The 17,195-nt window shown below is 68.5% G+C and carries 12 protein-coding genes; all 12 read right to left on the reverse strand.

All coding sequences use genetic code 11. From position 1 onward, the window contains the following. Positions 1–6 precede the first annotated feature (6 nt). The gene (locus tag ACFWAY_RS19360) at positions 7–852 is read right to left on the reverse strand and encodes a glycosyltransferase family 2 protein (RefSeq protein ID WP_378511714.1); all 846 of its coding nucleotides are present in this window, start codon (positions 850–852) and stop codon (positions 7–9) included. Between the two features lie 290 nt (positions 853–1,142). After that, positions 1,143–2,009, reverse strand: a complete 867-nt coding sequence (locus tag ACFWAY_RS19365; RefSeq protein WP_378511715.1) for a MazG family protein — start codon at positions 2,007–2,009, stop codon at positions 1,143–1,145. Positions 2,010–2,013: 4 nt separating this feature from the next. After that, positions 2,014–5,661 carry a transcription-repair coupling factor gene (gene mfd / locus ACFWAY_RS19370; RefSeq protein ID WP_378511716.1) on the reverse strand — a complete coding sequence of 1,216 codons (3,648 nt, stop codon included), beginning with the start codon at positions 5,659–5,661 and terminating at the stop codon, positions 2,014–2,016. Positions 5,662–5,780: 119 nt separating this feature from the next. Then, positions 5,781–8,258 carry a glycosyl hydrolase gene (locus ACFWAY_RS19375; protein ID WP_378511717.1) on the reverse strand — a complete coding sequence of 826 codons (2,478 nt, stop codon included), beginning with the start codon at positions 8,256–8,258 and terminating at the stop codon, positions 5,781–5,783. Then, entirely contained in the window at positions 8,249–9,214 is a 966-nt protein-coding gene (locus ACFWAY_RS19380; protein WP_378511718.1) for a DUF1839 family protein, read from the reverse strand. The genes ACFWAY_RS19375 and ACFWAY_RS19380 overlap by 10 nt, the downstream gene beginning before the upstream one ends. Further along, entirely contained in the window at positions 9,211–10,161 is a 951-nt protein-coding gene (locus ACFWAY_RS19385) for an amino acid--[acyl-carrier-protein] ligase (protein ID WP_378511719.1), read from the reverse strand. Before ACFWAY_RS19385 ends, ACFWAY_RS19380 begins: the two co-directional genes overlap by 4 nt. Next, complete coding sequence (locus ACFWAY_RS19390) at positions 10,158–11,366, reverse strand: acyl-CoA dehydrogenase family protein (RefSeq protein ID WP_378511720.1); 1,209 nt, start codon at positions 11,364–11,366, stop codon at positions 10,158–10,160. The genes ACFWAY_RS19385 and ACFWAY_RS19390 overlap by 4 nt, the downstream gene beginning before the upstream one ends. Continuing rightward, positions 11,363–11,605: an acyl carrier protein gene (locus ACFWAY_RS19395; protein WP_378511721.1), complete on the reverse strand. Its 243-nt coding sequence runs from the start codon at positions 11,603–11,605 to the stop codon at positions 11,363–11,365. Before ACFWAY_RS19395 ends, ACFWAY_RS19390 begins: the two co-directional genes overlap by 4 nt. Further along, positions 11,602–12,039, reverse strand: coding sequence for a holo-ACP synthase (gene acpS, locus ACFWAY_RS19400; protein WP_378511722.1), 438 nt, complete (start codon positions 12,037–12,039; stop codon positions 11,602–11,604). Before acpS ends, ACFWAY_RS19395 begins: the two co-directional genes overlap by 4 nt. 243 nt (positions 12,040–12,282) lie before the next feature. Next, positions 12,283–14,127 (reverse strand): putative bifunctional diguanylate cyclase/phosphodiesterase, encoded by a 1,845-nt coding sequence (locus ACFWAY_RS19405; RefSeq protein ID WP_378455343.1) that lies wholly within the window; start codon positions 14,125–14,127, stop codon positions 12,283–12,285. 14 nt (positions 14,128–14,141) lie between these two features. Next, on the reverse strand, positions 14,142–16,280 hold the full coding sequence (locus ACFWAY_RS19410) for an Rv1355c family protein (protein WP_378511723.1): 2,139 nt from the start codon (positions 16,278–16,280) through the stop codon (positions 14,142–14,144). Further along, entirely contained in the window at positions 16,277–17,053 is a 777-nt protein-coding gene (locus ACFWAY_RS19415; RefSeq protein ID WP_378511724.1) for a hypothetical protein, read from the reverse strand. Before ACFWAY_RS19415 ends, ACFWAY_RS19410 begins: the two co-directional genes overlap by 4 nt. Positions 17,054–17,195 lie beyond the last annotated feature (142 nt).

Genomic DNA, 17,195 nt, shown 5'->3' on the forward strand with positions numbered 1-17,195 from the left:
GGTTGCTCAGCCTCGCGAGACGGGGGCCGGGGACAGGTCCGGTGCGGGGGTGCGCTGTTCGCTCCTGATGGTGCGCAGCACCCGGAGCCCGTCACGAACCGCGTTGAGATTGCTCTCGCCGTGGATGCGGTCCTGTTCGAAACTCGGCACCTCGGTGATCTTCAGGCCCGCGTTGGCGACCCGCACGTTGATGAGTGTCTCGATCTCGAAGCCGTCGCCCCACTGGGCCTCGGCCGCGTCGACGGACGGCAATGCCATCACGGGGACGTGGTGGCGCCAGAAAGCGTTGTAGCCGTAGCACAAATCGCTGAACGAGGCCCCGAACTTGAGGTTGACGATGGCGTTCAGCGCCTTGTTTCCGAGCTTCCTGCTGAACGTGATGTCCGAGCTGCCTCCGCCGGCGGCGAAGCGGGTTCCCTTCGCGAAGTCCGCACCTGCCACGAGAGCCCCGACGAACAGCGGGATCTCGGCCGGGTCGGTGGATCCGTCGGCGTCGATCATCACGATGATGTCCGACGTGGAGGCGAGGAAACCGCAGGCCAAGGCATTGCCCTTGCCTTTTCGGCTTTGTGTCACGACCGTGGCGTCCGGCCAGAGGCTCCTGGCCACCTCGACCGTGTCGTCGACGGAATGTCCGTCGACGAAGACGATCTCGTCGATGTCGGCCGGCATCCGCGCGGCAACGTGCGGGAGGTTCTTGGCTTCGTTCATGGCAGGTACGACGACCGTGACCGTCGGCCGCTGCGACCCGTCCCCGTCGTTGCGACCGTTGTCTTCGCCTCTGCGTTGGTCGACGCCCACGACGTCGGTACCGTCGGAGGGTTCCAGGCGATCAGGCGTGTACAGGCTCATTTGTCCGTCTTTCCTCGTCGGGCGAATGGCCCGGCAGCATCACAGTCGTCCCATGCGAGCAATGACCACCCCTTGTCTGGAGCGGTGTCCTCACCACGTGCAGCGGTGCAAAGGAAGCAGAGACCGTTCGAACCCCCGCAGTTCAGAAAACTTCAATGTTTTCGACCATCGGTCTTCTTTGCAGGGGTAAACCTATCTCAAGTTTGTTTCTCGCGCATCAGTTAGCGCGAAGTGATTTAAAACTCAGTTACATTTCGGCAAACCGAAACGATCGCGCGGAACGGCCGCCCTCACGACGGCCAGTGACCCGACCAGTCCGCTGCTCCGAGCGAGGACTTCCCCTGTGCACGGGCCGCATCCTCGGCTGCCCGGATCCGGGTGATGAACGCGTGCGTCGCTGCCCGGAGTCTCGTCTCGGCGTCCGCCTCAGCTACCAGCCCGGACTCGAGTTCGACGGGCACGAGGTCGGGCGGCAGGCCTGCCTTGCTCGCGCGGGCGATCACCTTCGCCGCGAGGGACGCCGCGGGCTGACTCATCGCGACGCCGTCGAGGCAGGAACTCCGCGCCTTCTCCGCCGCTTTTCGGATCTCCCATGCGCGTTCCTGCTCCGCGATGTCGATCGGCCCGACGACGTCTTCCCCGAGGTGGGGACTACGGTGCACAAGCTTGGCCACCAGGGTCGCGGCCACGTCGTCCACGTCGAAATTGCCCGACGCCGAGGCGATGCGCGAATGGAACAGGACCTGCAGCAGCAGGTCTCCGAGCTCTTCACGCAGATCACCGGGTTCGGACGACTCGATCGCGTCGAGAACCTCGTACGTCTCCTCGACGAGGTAGTGCGACAGGGTGCGGTGCGTCTGCGTCACTTCCCAGCCGCCGTAACTCCACAGTCGGTCCATCACCTCGGCGGCCTCGACGAGGTTGTCGCCCGGGACCTTCGGGGCCGCGATGACGCGCGACCCCGACGCCATCCAGTCGCACACGGTGGGGTGGTCGGGATCGGTACTGACCAGGACGGCGGCCCCGGGTGCCTCGGTCAGCAACCTCCGGACGCCCTCGGGTACCTCGTCGGTGAACTCAACGCCGTCACCGATCACCCCGACGGCCTCCATCGGGATCGTCGTGGGCCGCAACGGGTCGAGCAGGACCACCGTCATCGGGTCAGGCCTCCATCACCACGGACCCGGCGGCCTTGCCGTCCAACGCGAGCACGAAATCGGCGATGTACTGCAGCAACTCCACATCGCGCACCCGCTCCGCGCCGATTCCGCCCGAACCCGCCCGGGGCAGCGGCAGCTGCACCATCCCGGTGGTGGCACGGTACTGCGCGCTCGGGTAGATCCGCTTGAGACGCAACTGCTTCGAGTCGGGTAGGGCCATCGGCGCGATCTTCAGCTGCGTGCCGACCACGGCGATTTCCTCGAGTCCGTACTCGCGGGCCAGCAGGCGCAGTTTGGCCACCGAGACCAGTCGGCGGACCTCCTCGGGGAGCGGTCCGTACCGGTCGACGAGTTCGTCGACCACGGCTGTGATGCCGTCGAGTTCGGTGGCCGCCGCGAGCTTGCGGTACCCCTCGAGCCGGAGACGGTCGCTGGTGACGTAGTCGGGAGGGATGTGCGCGTCGACGGGCAGGTCGATACGGACCTCCTTCGGTGCGTCCTCCGTCGTGATCGGCTTGCCGTCGGCCGCTGCCCGGAAGGCCTCGACCGCCTCCCCCACGAGCCGCACGTACAGGTCGAACCCGACACCCGCGACGTGACCGGACTGCTCGGCGCCCAGCACGTTTCCGGCGCCGCGGATCTCGAGGTCCTTCATCGCGACCGCCATGCCCGCGCCGAGGTCGGAGTTCTGTGAGATGGTCGCGAGGCGGTCGTAGGCCGTCTCGGTGAGCGGCTTTTCCGGCGGGTACAGGAAGTACGCGTAGCCGCGTTCCCGGCTACGCCCGACGCGACCGCGCAACTGGTGCAGCTGCGACAGGCCGAGGGAATCGGCGCGTTCGACGATGAGCGTGTTGGCGTTGGAGATGTCGAGACCCGTCTCGATGATGGTGGTGCACACCAGCACGTCGTAGTCGCGTTCCCAGAAGCCCTGCACGGTCCGTTCCAGGGTGTCCTCGTTCATCTGCCCGTGCGCCACCGCGACCCTCGCCTCGGGGACGAGGTCGCGGATCCTCTGGGCGGCCTTGTCGATCGAGCTGACCCGGTTGTGGACGTAGAACACCTGCCCGTCGCGGAGCAGTTCCCGTCGGATGGCCGCGGCCACCTGCTTGTCGGCGTACGCGCCGACGTAGGTGAGGATCGGGTGCCGCTCCTCCGGCGGCGTGAGGATCGTGGACATCTCGCGGATGCCCGCCATGCTCATCTCGAGCGTTCGCGGGATCGGCGTCGCCGACATCGTGAGAACGTCCACGTGGGTGCGCAGCGCCTTGATGTGCTCCTTGTGTTCCACACCGAAGCGCTGTTCCTCGTCGACGACGACGAGGCCCAGGTCCTTCCATCTGATCCCGGTCTGCAGCAGCCGGTGCGTGCCGACCACGACGTCGATCTCGCCGTCGGCCATGGCGGCGATGATCTCCTTGGAGTCCCCCGCATCCGTGAAGCGGGAGAGCCCGCGCACCGTCACCGGGAACGCCGCCATGCGCTCGGTGAACGTCTGCAGGTGCTGCTGAGCGAGGAGTGTCGTCGGCACCAGGACCGCCACCTGCTTGCCGTCCTGCACGGCCTTGAACGCCGCCCGCACCGCGATCTCCGTCTTGCCGTAGCCGACGTCGCCGATGACGACGCGGTCCATCGGGACCGCCTTCTCCATGTCGGCCTTGACCTCGCTGATGACCGTCAGCTGGTCGTGGGTCTCGGTGAACGCGAAGGCGTCCTCCATCTCCTTCTGCCACGGGGTGTCCGGGCCGAACGCATGACCGGGTGCGGCCTGCCGCGCCGCGTACAGCTGGACGAGTTCACCGGCGATCTCACGAACCGCCTTGCGCGCCTTGCGTTTGGTGTTCGCCCAGTCGGAACCGCCGAGCTTGCTGAGCGCGGGCAACTCGCCGCCGACGTACCGCGACAGCTGGTCGAGCGACTCCATCGGGACGAACAGACGGTCGCCCGGGTGTCCGCGCTTGCTGGCGGCGTACTCGATCACGAGATACTCGCGCCGGGCACCGCCGATGGTGCGTTCGACCATCTCGACGAATCGTCCGATGCCGTGCTGGTCGTGCACCACCATGTCCCCGGCGGTCAGCGCCAGCGGATCCACCTGGTTGCGGCGCTTCGCCGGCAGCCTCTTGCCGTCGCCGACCGCGGCCACCCGGTTGCCGGTGAGATCGGCCTCCGTGACGATGACGAGTCCGGCAGTGGAGTCGTCGCCGGGGAAGACCAGGCCGTCGTGGAGCGAACCGCGCAGCACCCCGACCTGGCCCCGCGGGGGCTCCGAACCGGGCGCGAGTTCCGCCGCGGGCACCTCGGCTTCGCGCAGACGCTCGAGCACACGATGCGCGGTGCCGGCGCCTGCGACCACGATGACGGCCCGGCCGCCGGTGGTGACGTGGGCGCGCAGGCTCACGAACAGTTCCGACAGCAGGTCGTCGGAACCGCGGACCTGCGGTGCCGGCGTGACCGCCAGCTCCAGTTCCTCGCCGTTGCCGGACGCAAGCGGGCTCAGCGTCCACCACGGCAGACCCGTGGTCTCCGCTGATTCACGGACCTGGCTGAGCGAGCGGTACGCGGAGGCGCCGAGGTCGATGCCGTCGCCCTTCAACACCGAGGTGTCGAGCGGGGCGGCGCCGCCGATCGACGCCGCCGTCCACGATGCCTCGAGGAACTCCTGACCGGTGCGCACCAGATCGGTGGCACGCGTCCGGATCTTCTCCGGATCGCACAGCAGCACGTGTGCGCTCTCGGGCAGCACGTCGGTGAGCAACTGGAGCTGTCCCGGCCGCAGCACGGGCAGCAGTGCCTCCATGCCCTCCACCGGGATGCCGGCCGACATCTTGTCGAGCATTTCGACGAGCGCGGCGTCGGCCTGGTTGTCGACCGCGAGCTGCGCGGCGCGGTCGCGGACGTCCTCGGTGAGGAGCAGTTCGCGGCACGGCGGGGCGATCACGGCGTCGATGTCGAGTTCGGCCAGCGACCTCTGGTCCGCGACGGAGAACGCGCGCAGTTCGGTGACCTCGTCGCCCCAGAACTCGACGCGCACGGGATGATCCGCGGTGGGTGAGAACAGGTCCAGGATGCCGCCGCGGACGGCGAACTCGCCGCGCTTGCCCACCATGTCGACGCGCGTGTACGCCATCTCGACGAGCCGCTGCATCAGCCCGTCGAAGTCGTGCTCGACGCCCACGCGCAGCGTGACGGGCTCGATCTCACCGAGACCCGGCGCCATGGGCTGCACCAGCGAACGGACCGTGGTGACGATGACCTGGAGCGGGGCGCCGTACGAGCGGTCGTCCGGCCGCGCGAGTCTGCGGAGCACCTCCACGCGGCGACCGACCGTGTCGGCGCTCGGCGACAGCCGTTCGTGCGGCAGCGTCTCCCACGACGGGAACTGCGCGACGGCGTCGCCGATCATCTCCTGCAGTTCGGCGGTGAGGTCGTCGGCCTCGCGACCGGTCGCGGTGACCAGCAGCAGATGGGTGCGCTCGGCGAGGGCCGCGGCCACGAACGGCCGGGCGGATACGGGCGCGACGATGTCGAGGTGATGGCGTCCGAGAGCCTCGGTCACCTGCGCGACGACTGCGTCGCCCAGCGCGATCTTCGCCAGACCGGCGAGCGGGGTGTCGGACGAGGGCTCGGCAGCGATGAGCGGGGAAGACAACGACGCACTCCTGAGCAGTGATGACGAACTGCCGGCGAACAGCTCGGGCCGGGACGAGCGGCCAGTTGCGGACTGAGCCAGCCTAGTCGATATCGCACACGGACGGACCGGGGTCCGGATCAGGTGGAGGCCTGCACCACCGGTGCGACGGTCATCGAGTTCAGCGCCCGCACGTGGCCGGTCACCGCGTCCGCCGTCCCGGTCCTGCGCACCGGCACGATCCGTGCTCCGCCGGGTGGCAGGTGGAACCAGGAGTCCGCCGGCTCGAAGCCGCGGAGTTCGAGGTGGACGTACTGCGCAGCGCCGTCGGTACCGACGTCGACGACCCAGTCGCCGGACGGCGCCTGTCGCGCCACCGCCGTCAGGCCGACGGTCCGTTCGAGGGCGCGCGCCGGTCCGCCGACGAGGTGAACGGACTCGGCGACGACACCGTCCTCGCTCGACAGCGTGACGGTCACGCTCTCGTAGCCGCGCGGGCCGAAGCGGTGGACGTGGGTCGCGTCGGTGAAGCGGCCGAGCAGCGTGTCGAGCGACCACCGGCGGGCCTCGTGCCCGGCGACGGTCGCCGGTTCGGTGACGTCGAACGCCAGGGCACCCGTGCGGGTGTGCACCTGCACCCGCAACTCCCCCACGACCTCGTGGCCGGTGTCGTTGACCGCGTCGATCCGCAGTCCGTCCAACCCGTCCTCGGCGAGGAGGACCGCGACCGGCAGCGACAACCGCCGCATCACGAACCACGGCGCCTTCGGCCTGCCGTCGGTGTCGAGCAGCCCCCACCCGGCGCCAGGTTCGAGGTCGCGGAGCGCGAGCACCAGGGCGCCGTCGCATCCCGAATCGGGCCGTCGCCAGTAACCGAGAGTCGCCGCGAACGCCTCGCAGACGGCGGCCCGACCGAGGGCGAGGTACCGCTCGGGGTCGCTCCACCGGACCGTCGACGGCTCCTCGCCGAACAGCGTCCGCACATAGTGATCGCGGACGTCCTCGAAGTCCCAGGACGCCCCGTTGTCCCGGGGAACGGCCGCCTTCCACCGTGGATGGTGGCCGGCCGCCGCGAGGCTGCCGAATTCGGCCTCGATCGCCGCGTCCGACGGGGGAATCGAGAACGCGAGGCATTCGGCGGCGAACCGCACCCCGGCCTGGCGGACGTCGGACGGCGGAAGCCGATAGCCCCCGACACCGAAGTAGTGCGCGACACCCGTCCCCACGTGGGTCGCGAGCGCGTCGTCGCCCGGCGGCGAGGTCGGTGACGACGACACCGGCACCACCCCCGGCGCCGTCCTACCGACCACCGCCGGAATCACGTCGTGCACCGCCATCATGTGCGGCAGCGGGAGTCCGAGCATCGCCGGTTGCTGTTCGGTCTCGCTGCCTCCGCTGAACACCGTGAGCGCGGGGTTACCGGACAGCGGCCGCAGCACCGCCTCGACCTCCGCGGTCAGCAGGTCCAGGAACGGCTGGTCGTCGGGCGGGTCGAACGTCGACAGCATGGCGTCCTGCCACACCATGACCCCGAGTTCGGCGCAGTCGTTCCAGAATGCGGCGTCCTCGTACACCGCGGTGCCCGGCACGCGGACCATGTTGAGGCCGGCCTCGACCACCCGCTCGAGAGTGGCCCGCGTCTGATCCCGGCCACCCAGCCCGACCGGATCCACCGGCGTCCAGACGGCGCCTCGGCAGTACACGTCGACCCCGTTGACCGACAGCCGGAATCCGCCGTCGCCGCGCGCCGCGCGCACGGTGCGGAATCCGACCGCACCCAGGTCGACGACGTGCTCCCCCAGGACGACGCTCAGCGGATACGTCACGGGGATGCCGTGGGTGTGGGGCCACCACAACCGGACGTCGGGGACGCGCAGGTGGGCGCGGACATCCTGCGCGCCGGACCCGGAGTCCACAACCGTCGCGTCCACGGTGAGGTCGCCGAGCCGCACGACCGGTGCCGGTCCGGCCGAACGATGCACGCGCACGGCGAGGTCCAGCACGCCCGTGCCGTCCTCCACGGCGGTGACCACGTGACGATCCGACAGGACAGGCGCGGCGCGGTCGTGCAGCCGCACCGCCCGCCACGGACCCACCGGGGCCGGCACACCACCGAAGACCGGGGCGCGGCCGAGCAGGCTCGTGCGGATCCAGCGCAGGCCCTGCGCGCTCACCAGCGACGACCGCCAGCGTCCGCGAGGCCGCCGGCGGCGCAGCGCGGCATCGAGCGACGGGAAACGGATCGCCAGCGTGACCGTGCCTGGGCAAGAGGCGAGATCGACCGAGGCCGGCACGAACATCGACTCCGAAGTCAGGACGAGGTCGGCGCCGGCCCACACCTCCGCGTGCGAGGCGAGGCCGTCGAACTCGAGCCGCCACGGTCCCGGGCCGCCGCCGGACACGTCGGTGACGAACCACCAGTCCACCGCGTCGGTCCTCGCGGCCCGCGCCGCCTCGGCACCGTCGGTCGCCCGGATCGCGCCTGCCGCGGTACCCGGCACCTGCGCGGAATACCACGGACCCGGCGCCACCGCCAGCGCCGACGGATCGGTGACCGCACCCGGTTCCGTTGCCACGCAACGCCACCGAGCGTCGGCGAGAAGATCCACTACACGCATCCGACCACTCGCGCCACGCCGCCCACCGACCGTTCCCACGCCTCGGCCATGCAGTCGAGTTGCGCCGACGGGTCGACACTGCGTCCGCGAGCGGCCCGGGCCATCTGGAACTGCACGCTCTTCGCGCCCTGGGCTACCGCCCGGAAGCCCGGCGCGAACGCCGCCGCCCCCGCGAACCCGTTGTGCTCGAGGTACTCGCACACGTCGGCGGCCAGTTCCGCGGTGGCACCGCACTGCCGTAACACCCCGAACGTCCACAGGTGGAACGTGTCGATGCCCGCGCCGCGGATCCAGGGCACGTCGGCGACCACCCGCTCACCGAGGTCGCGCACCGGATTTCCGTCCGGTCGCGTGGCGAGATGATGGCGCAGTACCGCCTCGAAGCGCGCCGGCCGGTACCCCGGATCCCCGTCGAACCGGACCTGCTCGACGTAGGGGGTGAAGGTCGCCGATCCGGAGACATCGAGCCCGAACAACCCGCGAAAGTCGTCACCGGACAGCCGGTGATACCCACTGTTGTGGAAATACTCGAGCACACCGGCCTCCCGGTCGATGTAGTTCGCGACGATCGTCGTCTTGGTGTGACTCTCGCGGTACCCGGTGCCCACCGTGTCCGGGAGCCAGTGCGCATCCACCTCGACGGTCGACAGCATTCCCGCCGCGAGATTGTCCTCGACGTGGTCGAGGACGCTGCGCCAGACGTTCATCTCCCCCACGTCGATCCCGTACAGCGCGAACAGGTCCTCCGGCTTGAACTTCAGAAACGTCCACTGCGATCCGTCGAACCGGGCTCCGAACGCGCACGCGGCGGCGGGCACCGGATCGAGCCCGAGCGAGTGGAGTACCTCCACCCACAGGTCGAGGTAGCAGTTGGTCTCGGTCCACGTCCGCTCGTCGGAGTGGATGGAATGCGGTTCGTACCCGTCCGGCGAGATGTCGATCAGCCGGGATGTCACAGCGACATCCGGGATTTCACCGCACTCGGCCAGCGCGACGGGTCCATGCCGTGAGTCCGCAGCATCGCGAGTGCGACGCGTTCCATCCCGAATCCCACGCACGCACTGTGGGCGACGTCGCCGTCCGCGGTGTCGATGTCGAACGTGACACCGAAGTGGTCCTGATGGCAGTTGCACGAGACGACGGCGGTCCCCTCGTCGAGATCGCCGTACAGGCGCACCGTGAGCTCGGTCTTGAGGTTCTCCTCGCGCTGGTTGGCGGCGAGCATGCGTCCGACCCTGCCGAAGAACGGGTCGTTAGCGACCACCGGCGTGGCGTCCAGCCGCAGGTCGGACAGCACCTCGAGCCCGCGCTCGATCCACGAATCACGGTGGGTCGCGGCCTGGTCCGCCGTGCCGATCCGCACGAACTCGTGCATCCGGAACGCCTGCATGCGGGCGGGATCGAACGCCGGCTCGTGCCGGAAGCAGTAGCCGTACACGTCCAGCAACGCACCGCCGTCAGGCAGCACACCCGTGAACATCGGGTACGCGGGGTGGCATGCCGCCGACACCAGCATCGTGTCCGTCGGTTCGAGCCACTTGTCCCAGCTCTCGCCGTCGGCTCGCGCCGCCAGCAGTTGGGCGTGCTCGGCATTGGTGCCGGTGAACGTGTTGATCGCACCGGTCAGATCGGGGAACGACGCGATGTAGTCGGTGCGCTCGAAACTGGTGCGCGGGAACATCGGAGGAAACCGGAATCGGGCCGCGGACGCGCCCGGCCCTGCTGCCCGCACGACCGCGTCGATACCGTCGACGATATCCTCGAACAACCCCGACCGTCCGTAGAGGCCTGCGACGGACGTGTCCACCAGGAGTCCGGTCTCCAGCAGTTCCGTCCGGAACGCACGCCGGGCCCGCTCGAGCTCGCTCGTCTCTTCCCGCTCCACCGCTGTATCCGTGCTCATATCGTCCCCCGGTATGCCGTGGCCATCTGCGCCGAGTTGGCCATGATTCGATCGTTGTTGACCATGACGGCCGCTCCGTGCGCATCGCGCAGGTGCCGGCCGAGCGAGTACTCCGTGTCTTCCCGGTAGCCGGCGATCCCGCAGATCAGCAGGGCCCTGCCGACGAGGTCGACAACCAGGGTCGACGCCGTCACCTTCAGGTTGTTCATCGCCAGCGAATAGCCCACTCCGCCCGCGACTTCGGCCTCCGGCGAACCGGCGGGCGCCGCATCGGCGTCGTCGAACCGGCGGGCCGCCGCGAACACGACGTCCGAGAACTGCTGGTGCACAGCGGCCGCCTCGGCGAGACGCGACGCCGCGGGCGAGGCCACGCCCGGCTGCTTTCGCGCAGCCGCTCGCACGTACCGGCGCGCCTTCTCCACCGCCGCGTCGGCGATGCCGAGCCACACGGCCGACCACACCGAGTGCGACACCGGGAGCATCGTCGCCGCCGAGATCTCCGCGTACGGATCGGCGACGACGAGATCGGGAGTGGTGGTGGCACGCAGCACGAAACCGGGACTGCAGGTTCCGCGCAATCCCAGCGTGTTCCACTCACCGGTGCGCTCGAGCGTCACGTCGACACGCCGGCAGATGACGAGCACCTGGTCGCTCGGCGGGCTGTCTGGGGTACGCCGCGCGGTCGTGAGTATCGCGTCGGCGTACTCGCCGTAGGAGATCACGGGGGCGTTCTTGACCAGCGACACCACCCCGCCGGACTGCTCCACCGCACACGTGCTGCGCCGGACGTCGCCCCCGATGCCCAGTTCCGTCGTCGCCGATGCCAGCAGATACTGACCGGCGACCGCGTCACCCAGGAAGGCGGAGACGCCGTCGCCACCCGGATGTCGTACGAGCGAAAGGATCTGGGTCTGGTGCATCGCGAACACCATCGCCGTCGCGGCGCAGTGGCGCCCGAGTGTCCGGGCGATCGTGCACAGTTCGCGAAGCGTCGCGCCTTCGCCACCCAGTTCCGGGGGCACGGCACACGAGAGCAACCGCTGGTCCCGGAGCGCGTCGATCGCTTCCTGCGGAAAACGCGCGTCCCTATCGACGTCGACGGCCCAGCGCGCGGCCACCTCGGCCACGACCCTCTCGGCTCGCGCCGCCGGTCCCCACGACTGCGCAGACTCGATCCCGGTGTCGCTCGCGAGGGCGATGCTCATGCCACTCCGAGTTCGACGAGTGCGCCCCGAATGGAATCCACACTCGCGAACGTGCTCTTGCGCAGCAGCTCGTCAGGGAATTCGATGTCGAACGAATCCTCCAGCGCCAGCATCACGTTGACGCTCGCGTGCGACGTCAAACCCAGTTCGTAGAGATCGGCGCCGACGGCGATGCTCGCGGCATCGACGGACAACCGGGCGTGGTCGCCGAGAACCTTGCGGATGGCCTGCTCGCTCATGGGTGGCGTTCTCCTTGGTGATGGGGTGGTGTGCCGAGCCGGGACGCGGTGACCATGGCGATCGCGACGTCGGCCTCGTGCGAGATCGAGACGTGGAATCCGCCGAGCCCCTGCCGCTCGGCGAGGGCCGACGCGTTGCCGGACAGGTGCACTCCGCATCCGCCCCAGCTCTCGCGCCGGATCTCGATGGACTGCCACGGCAAGGCGACATCCCCGGGTCGCAACACCTTGACCACGGCTTCCTTGGCCGCGAACCGGGCGGCCAGCCGTTGGGCCCGCGCAGGTCCCTCGCAGGTTTCCAGTTCGTGGGGTGTGAAGATTCTCGTCAGATAACGGTCGCCGAATCGCTCGACGCTGCTTCTCACGTGCCCGACCGTCATCACGTCGCACCCGATCCGGGACTCGGGTATCGACCCGACAGAACCACCAGACATCGATCCCCCTGCTCCAGTCTCCGACAGTCCCACCTTGCCGCGTCGACAGCTACCCTCAGCGACTCTCCAGCAAACCCTTCGAGAAGTTACCGCACAACGGCATTTCAAGACAAGAGGTACTGCGGTGTGGGTATAAACATACCCCGAGCCTGTAACGCTGTCTTTGCGACGCGATGAAGTAGCAAATCCGGCGCGAGCGCTTCCTCTGACAACTCGCTGCCGCGCCGTGCAAGGGAGGCGGAGCTACAGCCCGACCTCGATGGCTCCGGCCACCAGCAACTTGCCGATCTTCTCGGCCGAGACCGGGCGGCTGAACAGGAAGCCCTGGGCCCGATGGCATCCCATCTCGACAAGTTGCCGGGCCGACTCGACGTTCTCGACGCCCTCCGCGACCAATTCCAGGCCGAACGATTCGGCAAGGCCGATGATGGACTTCACGATCGCCCGATCCTCGGGGTTGGTGTCCAGGTTCATCACGAAACCCTTGTCGATCTTCAGCGTCCCCACCGGCAGCGCCTTGAGGTGGCTCAGGGAGCTGAACCCGGTGCCGAAGTCGTCGATCGCGACCTCCACGTCCATCGCGTGCAGTCCTTCGAGCGCTTCACGCGTCCAGGTCAGATCACTGAGCACTGCGTTCTCGGTGATCTCCAGGCACAGCGCGCCCTTCCGAAGGTCGAACTCCGTCAGCGCGCTCGCGACGACGTCGAGAAAATCCAGTCCGGCCAACTGCCCCGGCGAGACGTTGACGCGAAGATCCAGGTCCAGTTCGGGAACCTGCGACCGCCAGTCGGCCCACTGTCGGCAGGCCTTCCGGATGACCCATCGCCCGAGCTCGCCCGCCACATTCGTCGCCTCGGCGACGTCGATGAACGACGCCGGCTGCAGTAACCCGAGTAGCGGGTGATTCCACCGCACCAGGGCCTCCACCCCGATGATCCGGCCGGTCCGCAGGTCTACCTCGGGCTGGTACTCGAGGAACAGCGACTCGTCCGCGATGGCCGCACGCAGGCTGAGCTCGATCATGTTGCGTTTCTCGCTCTCCTCCTGCATCTCGTCCGTGAAGACGCTGATCGCGTTACCGCCCTTGGTCTTCGCGACCATGACGGCCTGGTCGGCCTGGCTGAGGAGCGAACTGGTGGTGGCCTTGCCCGGAATTCCGACCGCGACGCCGATACTGACACTGCGGCTGACCACCTCGCGGCCGAGACGCACTCGTTCGGTCACCACGTCGCGGATGTGCTGCGCCCGGACCTCCGCCTCCTCCAGGCCCACCGATCCGCCGAGTACGAGCACGAATTCGTCGCCGCCCAGCCTGGAGACGAGGTCGTCGGTCTCGCTGGTCGATCTGAGCCGGTCCGCGATCGTCGAGATGAACCCGTCACCGGCTCCGTGACCGAAGAAATCGTTGAGAGGCTTCAACCGGTCCAGGTCGAGGAATAGGATCGCGACCGGCCCGGGTTCGGACTCGGCGAGGCGAGTGTCCAGGTGGTGGTAGAGCGCGCGCCGGTTGCTGAGTCCGGTGAGGGAATCGTGGTCGGCCGAGTAGCGCAACTGCTCCTCGACGACGATGCGCGCCTGGACCTGGGCGAGCAGGGCGGCGATCGCCTTGAGGACGTCGACCTCCGGCGGCGTCCAGTCGCGGTCGCCGAACTTGATGAATCCGAGCGTGCCCGTCGTCGTGTCACCGGACAACAGCGGAACGGCCGCGAGCGACACCTGCGGCACCCCGGACGCCTCGCGGACCCGCTCGTTGTAATCCGGACCGGACACCTCCGGCCGGAAGATGGCCACTTCCTTCTGGTGCTCGATCTGGGCGAACGTCGAGTCGGCGTCCTTGAAATAGACGACGCCGAGCGGGTCGGGGTCGGGGATGAAGGGGCGGAGCGGGTACTCCGCGACCAGGACCGTCGCCGCGATCTCGTGGTCGGTGAACCGGAGGAAGCTGGTGTCGACCTCGAAGTGCTCCACGAGATCCTGCAACACGCGGGTGGCCACGGGCTTGAACGAGACCGCATCGACAGGCGTGAGCCGGGACGCCACGGTTGTCACCAGGGTCTCGAGCTTTTCCGTTTGCTTCTCGGTGGTCACTGGCCCTCCTGTCCTTACGATATCCGCCTGCGAACCCGGTCGGCGAGGCGCTCGCTCCGAACCGACGGGCTCGGCGCATGGCTGAGCCGTAACACCATGGCGAGCGCTTCACCTGCCTTTGCTCCGACGACGTCGAACAGCTCCTCCCGCAGCTTTTCCAATGGTGCCGCATACCGTGGTGAGAGTTGTTCGAGTTCCGCACTTTCCACACCGTAGAGAAACACCGGTGAAATCGGCTGGACGGCGAGCCCGAGCGCCTGGGCGTGGATCCACACACTCTCGGTCGCCTCACCTCCGCGCACGTAGTCCCGAGGGGTGCTGCCCGGAATCGCGACGACCGCGACAGCCGAACTCGACGCGACGCGGTCCGCGGTGGACTTGCCCAGCGCGCGTCCCGCGTCCTGTGCGCCGAGTCGTTCCATGACGTCGGGTCTCCGCAGCAGCGCGAGGGTCGACAGTTCCGCCGAATCGAGTTCCAGTGCGCGAACGTCGATGCCGGTCTCGACCGAATCCAGCGGCGGCCACCGCAACTCCCCGATCATTTCGCGGTGCAGGGTCGGTGTGAGGAATCGGATGCGGTCCGACTCCGCGAGAATCGCGCCGATCGTCGCGATGTCGTCCCGGTCGGTCACCAGGCAGAGGCGTGCGCCCTCGCGCGATGCCGCCTCCGCGAGAAGTCCCGCCTGGGTGTCGTCCAACGGCCGGGGCACGCCCGGCCTGCGGTTGGTGGTCCGGTCGAGCATGTGCTCGTAGCGGTCGGTGAGTTCCCGGTCGTTCCCGCTGCCGAACGTCATCGTGGCGACGGGAAGTCCCGGATCGCCGTCGTGGACCGTCACGGCACCGAGCAGTCCGGCGGCCGACGCGGCGATCCGGGCGTTGTGCAGTGCGGCGCCGACCGCGACACAACTGCCGCGGTACCCGACGTCCATGGCCGTCGTGTGCTCCGGGGCCACGGAGATGGTCAGCCCCGCGTCGTCCGCCGCGATCGTCCACGGCTGGACGTTGCCGCCGGAGGGCGCCCGGGACGCGGCATGCACGACGGCGTCGACGGCGTCGACGGCGTCGTGCGGCACCGCTGCGGCCGCCGCACGATCCGGTGCACGCTCCGGCAGATCGTGCGGTCTCGGCGGATCGGTGAGGGCATCGAGATGCTGATCCAGATCCATACGGCACCGACCCGACGCGAGCGGCTGTCCGAGCCCGATGCGCCGCACCGCCGCCGCGACCTCCGCGCCGCCGAGCAGCACCTCGCCCCCGAGCTGAGGCCACGTGGAGATGGTTTCGTCCACCTCCACCAACGACGCCGCCATCGTCGCCGACAGCTGTCCCGCGTCGAGAATGCGAAGTACGAGCGGAATCTTGTCCCGCGAGCCGAGCCCCGCCAGCGACTCCACGTCAACGTCACCGATCACTCCGTGAAAGACGGGTCGATCGGGTTCGAGGTCGAATCGCTCGACGTCCAGCAGACCCCGGTCACTGGTCGCCATCAGCACCGGCAATCCCCTCCGCCTGGCCTCCCGTCGCAGGGACACCTTGACGTCGAGGGAGTCGCATTCGTCGATCACCACGTCGGTGCCGTCCAGGAATTCGGCCACCGACTCGACGTCGAGACCGCCCTCCCACAACGTCACAGTGACGTAGGGGTCGATCTCCGCGATACGGCGGGCGGCCACCACGGCTTTGTTCACGCCGAGGTCCAGAACGGTGCCGGGAACCCGGTTCAGGTTGGACAGTTCGAGGGTGTCGAAGTCCGCGAGCCGCAGGCCGCCGCACGCACCTTCCAGCGTGAGGGCCACCGCGACCGCGTGACCGACGCTCAGACCGACGATCCCGACGGTCACGTCCCTGAGGCGTTCCTGCTCCTGCGCGGTGATCTTGGTCCGATTCCGGTCCAGCCGCAGCAGCCGGAACGATGCGGGGCCGAGGAGACGCACCACGGTCCGTCGCCACGAGTAGTACGCCCACACCGGAGCTTCGTCCAACACGCCGGGTCCCGGCGCGGGCACGAGGGAACGGAGGCTGTCGAACTGTTGGTCGAGCCGATCGACGAAGACCACCGCGGGGTCGCGGCGGAGACGGTCGAGTACCGCCGCGTCCCCGGAGTGGTCCTCGTCGAGCAGCAGGGCGGTGTAGTCACCGCGGGTTTCGTTCACGAGACGCTCCGCATCGACCGGACGACGTTTCCTCCCGTCCCCGTCGCGATGCCTGCCGACGGCGTCGGTCGGGACGTCGTGAGTAACAGCTGGGCCAGCTGCATGGATTCGGCGCGGCCCCTGCGCCTACTCCGATCCCACCACATCAGCCGCGTCTCGTAGCGGTCATCCGGATAGGGCACCGGAGCAATGTGGTCGGCCACCACCCCACCGGTGGTCCGCCACGTGTCCAGGACGTGGGATGCGGCGGTCGCGAGCATGAACTGGACGTCGAGCAGATCCATCGAGTAGGTGGCGAAACGGCCCAGTGCGCCGACGAGTTCACCCCGCCGGGCGGCCGTGTCCGCCACCCACGCCCCCTTCGCCTCCACGACACCGAACGGCAGCCGGTCCTCGATCATCCGGCGGACGGCGGGAGCTCCGGGATCGGTTCCCCATTCCGTGATCGCGTGGGCCTGATCAGCGACAAGATACGGACCCTGGGCGCGGACGCCGGCTGCGACCGAACCGTTCGGATCGATGGCAACGAAGAACAGCGCGGTGGTGTCGCCGGCCTGAATCCGGCGGTACTCGAGCGCCTTCTCGGCGCCGTACTTGCGATAGCCCGCGACCGCTCCCTCGAGATACTCTTCCCAGAGCGCCGGCTCGTCGGACGGCCGGGCGATGACGAAGCGACACTCCGCCCGCGGATCCCACACACTCAGAGTTCGATCGAGTATGGTATCGAGCGATCGTGTATCGATCTGCGGACGCGACAGCTGTTCAACTGGCATTGGCTTTCCCATCGGAGTCGGTGCGGCAATTCCGGGGACTCACGGGTTACGTAAAGACCCCAAGAACTGGACACACGAACCCGGTCACAGCCCCGCGGCTACCTATTTTCCGCGTTTACACCAGATTTGTCACCTGTGATGC

This window comes from Rhodococcus sp. NPDC059968, assembly GCF_042738615.1.
In the GTDB taxonomy this organism is placed as follows: Bacteria; Actinomycetota; Actinomycetes; order Mycobacteriales; family Mycobacteriaceae; genus Rhodococcus_F.

Coding starts and splice junctions, on each gene's coding strand:
- ACFWAY_RS19360 (WP_378511714.1), bottom strand. CDS start 852: ATGAGCCTGTACACGCCTGATCGCCTGGAACCCTCCGACGGTACCGAC.
- ACFWAY_RS19365 (WP_378511715.1), bottom strand. CDS start 2,009: ATGACGGTGGTCCTGCTCGACCCGTTGCGGCCCACGACGATCCCGATG.
- ACFWAY_RS19375 (WP_378511717.1), bottom strand. CDS start 8,258: ATGCGTGTAGTGGATCTTCTCGCCGACGCTCGGTGGCGTTGCGTGGCA.
- ACFWAY_RS19385 (WP_378511719.1), bottom strand. CDS start 10,161: ATGAGCACGGATACAGCGGTGGAGCGGGAAGAGACGAGCGAGCTCGAG.
- ACFWAY_RS19390 (WP_378511720.1), bottom strand. CDS start 11,366: ATGAGCATCGCCCTCGCGAGCGACACCGGGATCGAGTCTGCGCAGTCG.
- ACFWAY_RS19395 (WP_378511721.1), bottom strand. CDS start 11,605: ATGAGCGAGCAGGCCATCCGCAAGGTTCTCGGCGACCACGCCCGGTTG.
- acpS (WP_378511722.1), bottom strand. CDS start 12,039: ATGTCTGGTGGTTCTGTCGGGTCGATACCCGAGTCCCGGATCGGGTGC.
- ACFWAY_RS19415 (WP_378511724.1), bottom strand. CDS start 17,053: ATGCCAGTTGAACAGCTGTCGCGTCCGCAGATCGATACACGATCGCTC.